General features: G+C 46.5%; 8 protein-coding genes. All 8 read right to left on the reverse strand.

The window, feature by feature from the left end; genetic code table 11:
• Positions 1-405 (reverse strand): hypothetical protein (locus tag C5O24_RS11445; protein ID WP_439331592.1); only part of this gene is annotated, 405 nt, incomplete at its 3' end.
• Positions 383-814, reverse strand: a complete 432-nt coding sequence (locus C5O24_RS11450) for a hypothetical protein (protein ID WP_107681847.1) — start codon at positions 812-814, stop codon at positions 383-385. The genes C5O24_RS11445 and C5O24_RS11450, both read right to left, overlap by 23 nt.
• A gap of 3 nt (positions 815-817) precedes the next feature.
• A complete protein-coding gene (locus C5O24_RS11455) occupies positions 818-1,021 on the reverse strand; it encodes a hypothetical protein (protein ID WP_107681848.1) in 204 nt (67 codons plus the stop codon).
• On the reverse strand, positions 1,021-1,302 hold the full coding sequence (locus tag C5O24_RS11460) for a hypothetical protein (RefSeq protein ID WP_107681849.1): 282 nt from the start codon (positions 1,300-1,302) through the stop codon (positions 1,021-1,023). Before C5O24_RS11460 ends, C5O24_RS11455 begins: the two co-directional genes overlap by 1 nt.
• Entirely contained in the window at positions 1,295-2,038 is a 744-nt protein-coding gene (locus C5O24_RS11465; protein WP_107681850.1) for a DUF4406 domain-containing protein, read from the reverse strand. Before C5O24_RS11465 ends, C5O24_RS11460 begins: the two co-directional genes overlap by 8 nt.
• An 87-nt stretch (positions 2,039-2,125) precedes the next feature.
• Positions 2,126-2,374, reverse strand: coding sequence for a hypothetical protein (locus C5O24_RS13825; RefSeq protein ID WP_124029777.1), 249 nt, complete (start codon positions 2,372-2,374; stop codon positions 2,126-2,128).
• A complete protein-coding gene (locus C5O24_RS14340) occupies positions 2,358-2,936 on the reverse strand; it encodes a hypothetical protein (RefSeq protein ID WP_205961104.1) in 579 nt (192 codons plus the stop codon). Before C5O24_RS14340 ends, C5O24_RS13825 begins: the two co-directional genes overlap by 17 nt.
• A 199-nt stretch (positions 2,937-3,135) precedes the next feature.
• Positions 3,136-3,792 (reverse strand): hypothetical protein, encoded by a 657-nt coding sequence (locus tag C5O24_RS11475; RefSeq protein WP_107681851.1) that lies wholly within the window; start codon positions 3,790-3,792, stop codon positions 3,136-3,138.
• Positions 3,793-3,953: the final 161 nt, after the last annotated feature.

Consider the following 3,953-nt stretch of genomic DNA (forward strand, 5'->3'; position numbering starts at 1 on the left):
GACCACGTGAAGATACTCATCGCCTCTTCCGTGGTATTTGGCAATGAACTTGTCTTTATACTTGTGAATGTCAACCCAGTCGTTCAAATCCCATTTGGATGCAACACCGGGTATTGTTTCCTCTATGCCGTGTTCATCGTTGACAATGCGCTTTCCGTAAATATCCCTTTCAACGAGAAATTCTTTGGTCAGTGGGATAGGCCGCACATCTTCATAATCAACCTCAAAGGGGTCGCCCTGTTCGGGGTCTATTTCAAGATATAGCACATCCTTGAACATGGCCACGACATACATCGCCGGCGATTCCTTTCCGGTTATAGATGAATATTCGCGTACCCAGTCGCCCAACTGATAATGTATGGCGAGTGTCGGCAACTGCGGATTAGGATATTTCTCGGCTTCCATCGAACATTGGTCTGAATTTGTTGGTAACTACTTGATAGATGCAGTCGGTGGCGTAGCCTACAAGGTACGCCATGACTTCCTGATGCTTGGTGCTGACTTCTTCGCCAATAGCCGCATACATTTCCATTGCAAAGTGCGTAGCTTCATGGGCGCAGTCCGAAACGGTGATGTTGCTTTCAAGCAAGACAATCAGGATGCCGAGCTTGTCGGTGTCGATGTTGTAAATTTCCTTGTAAGTGACAGCCTTTGCATCTTCAACATCATATTCGTGGAGCTTTTCGCCGTCGGCGGTCTGAAAATGCTTCTCCAGATACCCATGTGGCGGCTTCTTGACTATCCACAATTTCCGTGGGAAAATTTCACACGCAAATTCATGGATGACGGTCTGATTCTTTTTCTTCGGTGGCATCGGCTAAAGGATTTCCTCGTTAAGCGTATCCAGAAGCTCCTCGGCGCAGTTCCGCGCATAAACGGCATCGTCGCTTTCAAACGACTTTACCACGTGCCAGAATAGCAGACCGCGCACCTCTACAACGAATATCGGCTCGTCGTTAATCGTGTGCAGCGTTATCATGCGGTATTTCTTCCGCTTGAGTATAAGATTCAGTAAGTCCATTAGTCAAATAATGATGGTTGATTATCGGGTTGTTCTTTTCTCTGAGCCTTAACCCTTGCAGGCTTTTTCGGTAGTTCGGGTTTCTTGCCGGTCTTGACTGCCGTGATGAAAGTTTCCCACGGTAATTTGCGGTAGAACTTCTCCCAGTCTTCTCTTACCAGAATATCACGTTCACGGCAATAGATGTAAACCGTTCCGTTATACTTTATGCCACCGCTGTAACGCGCCACCGAGAAATATGACGAGCTGACATCGGCGATTACGATAACATTGTCATTCATTTCTTGCGAGGGTCTTGATGGTTATTGCCGGTTGACTTCCGAAGATTATAGCCTCTGCCGCATCATTGGTATAATGATATTTCGGTTCGGGTTTAATCTTCCATAAGTGATGACGGATTACCTGATGGATGTCGAAAAGGATGTCAGCTCCATCATCGTATTTCACGCCTTTATTGCTTCCGGGGCCTAAATTCCACGCAAGGGATTTGACTTCGCGCAGGAGTGTCTTGACCTTTTCGCTTATTTCATGGCGTTTGTCAAAATCGGCGGTGCTGTATGTTCTTGTGATAGCCTTTTCAATGACTTCTTCAAGACCTACATCCAACTGGCCGCAAGTATTCCGTGAATGGCAGTCGGATGCCTCGGATAACAATTCAAGCTGACGCTTATTCAGTGTGATTGTGAAAAGCCGTGTGTCGGCATCTTCCACAACCCTTTCATCGGCGAGTTTATAGACGGGGATATTGCAGTTGCGAGCCACCGCCATCTCAATGCGACAACCCTTTGACTCGTTCCAGTCGAAATCAAACAAGACACCATCACACTCCATTAAGCCGGCAATGTCGCGCCCCATAAGTTCAGAATACGGCAACGTGCTATCCGGGCAGATGTCAAAGGGCGTTACGCCCTCATAATCATCCGCAATAACCGATTCCTTGATGTAGTTAGCACGTTGTTTCACTGCCTCAAGGTCACGCCCGCTTATCGGGAGGGAGATGTAGATTTTCTTTTTCAACTGTTATAAGTTTTTGGTTTGTCTTTATAGGTGCAAAGTTAAGTAATTACTTTTATCCCACCAAACAAAAGCCTTATTAAATACTGATTATTGCTGATTTAGGTTTGTGTTATGGTGTAGTTGTTCCTGCGCATAGGCGAGGGCAGCAAGATTGACGCTATTGGCGAAAGCCGGATTGCTGCGCATGATTTCAAGCAGCATTATTCCGAGGCGTTCCGGATTGGTCAGATTTGCCATATTCAGGCTTCCGTTCTTTATCGTGACGCAGACAAAAGAGTCGGCGTTCAAAAGGTTATTGATGGCCGTTTTACGGATTTCTTCACTTTCTGGGTTCATTGTCGTTGATGTATTTGTTTACAGCTTCTTTGGCTTCGGTTGTTTCCAGTCCACGTATAGGCGTGGTCTTTATCAGCTCTACGAATTTGTTGAATTTAGGGCAGCAGTTCCGAGGGCATGGGTTGCCGTTGCCGTCATGGTTCTGCCAGTTGTTGCAGACCGCCGTACAGAAAGCATCAAGCATATTCTTACGCGAAGCCATCATAATACGTTCCACGTCGCGCTTAAAAGCGTAGTTAGGTTCGTCAAAAGACGTTTCCACTATATCTCTGCCGTTTATCCTGTCAAGCCATTTCTGCGCCCATTCTGCGGCTTTTGCGTAGGTGGCGAAGATGCACACTTCAAGGGAGCAAAGGTTCTGCATGGCTTCGCCGCGAATTTCGCCGGCATCAGTCTTCCAGATATTGATTGCGCCATAACTGCCTGCGGATGTGCAAGCGTGTTTACTTTCAAGTATAGACTTTATCTGCAACGCATCGGCTTCCGTAATAGCGTATGCACCGACTTTACGCCGTCTTACGCCTGCCAGACCCTCAAGGTCGCAAAATACACGTTCTTTCATATCAGTTTTCCTTTCTTTAGACTTTCGTAAGCTGCCGCGCACATAGGGCATCGCCAGTTGGTTTTAATATCGTAGGAGCTTTTGTATGGGTCGATTAAACGCCATCCATGCTTTGTAAGCAGTTCCGGTACGCGAAAAGCGTTGTTGGTTCTGATGACTACCACACCGCCACATCTGCAATTTGCCGTGTATCTTCCCATTACTTTACCTTTTCAAATTCATAGGCTATAACAAGGGGATTGCTCGCCCAAGTTCCTTTGCCGGATATGCGCTCTATAAGATGGGCATAAGCATCGCGTGGAGTGGGATGATGCGAGAATACGCCTTTATCGTTATCAAAGAAACCATAGTAACGTTTCCCTTGCGCAGTCCATTTATCGATGCCCTCTTTCAGACAATCCTCGTTAGATATGTCTTGCAGGTGTTCAAACCATACCCTTTTGATTTTGATTTGGTGTGGCATTTCTTCGGCATCGACAAACATCTTGTTCATAAAGCCGGGATGATGCAGAAAGCCGGCGTAATGCGCACGTTTTCCTTTTGCAGACTCCCAATGCCCCATGCAACAGAAATTTTGGGGGTCTTCAAGTTCGTCAAGGATGGAGCAATACCTTTGTGCCACGGCTACAATGTCGCCGACTTTGAAAGGCAATTTGCCCTTTTCTTCAACGATATAGTATTGCTCAAGCAATTCTATTCCGTCAAGGCGGTCAAGCGTAGCCTCGTAGTATTCACGCTGAAAGGCTTCGATTTTGGCAAGTGCCGACAGTGGTATCATTCTTCTTGTATGCGTTTTCCGGCCTTCAAGAACAGCGTCATGCAGACCGAAACGCTCTGAAAAACACATCTTCTTCATAGCGGTAGTGGTTAGTTGTTTTCAATATACCATTCCTCAAGATAATCAGTATCATCTGCGCCTGCGTCGGTTATATCGCCACAGTCCAGATGCTTCAACGGGTATGGGGTTGTGTCACAAGTAGAATTATTCCACTCCTCGGATATGTAGGCGTATAGGCT

It is taken from the genome of Paramuribaculum intestinale (assembly GCF_003024925.1).
Taxonomy (GTDB): Bacteria; Bacteroidota; Bacteroidia; order Bacteroidales; family Muribaculaceae; genus Paramuribaculum; species Paramuribaculum intestinale.

What these genes read in the sequence shown, in the direction of transcription:
- C5O24_RS11450 (WP_107681847.1), bottom strand. Translation starts at nt 814, where the DNA reads ATGCCACCGAAGAAAAAGAATCAGACCGTCATCCATGAATTTGCGTGT.
- C5O24_RS11455 (WP_107681848.1), bottom strand. Translation starts at nt 1,021, where the DNA reads ATGGACTTACTGAATCTTATACTCAAGCGGAAGAAATACCGCATGATA.
- C5O24_RS11460 (WP_107681849.1), bottom strand. Translation starts at nt 1,302, where the DNA reads ATGAATGACAATGTTATCGTAATCGCCGATGTCAGCTCGTCATATTTC.
- C5O24_RS13825 (WP_124029777.1), bottom strand. Translation starts at nt 2,374, where the DNA reads ATGAACCCAGAAAGTGAAGAAATCCGTAAAACGGCCATCAATAACCTT.
- C5O24_RS14340 (WP_205961104.1), bottom strand. Translation starts at nt 2,936, where the DNA reads ATGAAAGAACGTGTATTTTGCGACCTTGAGGGTCTGGCAGGCGTAAGA.
- C5O24_RS11475 (WP_107681851.1), bottom strand. Translation starts at nt 3,792, where the DNA reads ATGAAGAAGATGTGTTTTTCAGAGCGTTTCGGTCTGCATGACGCTGTT.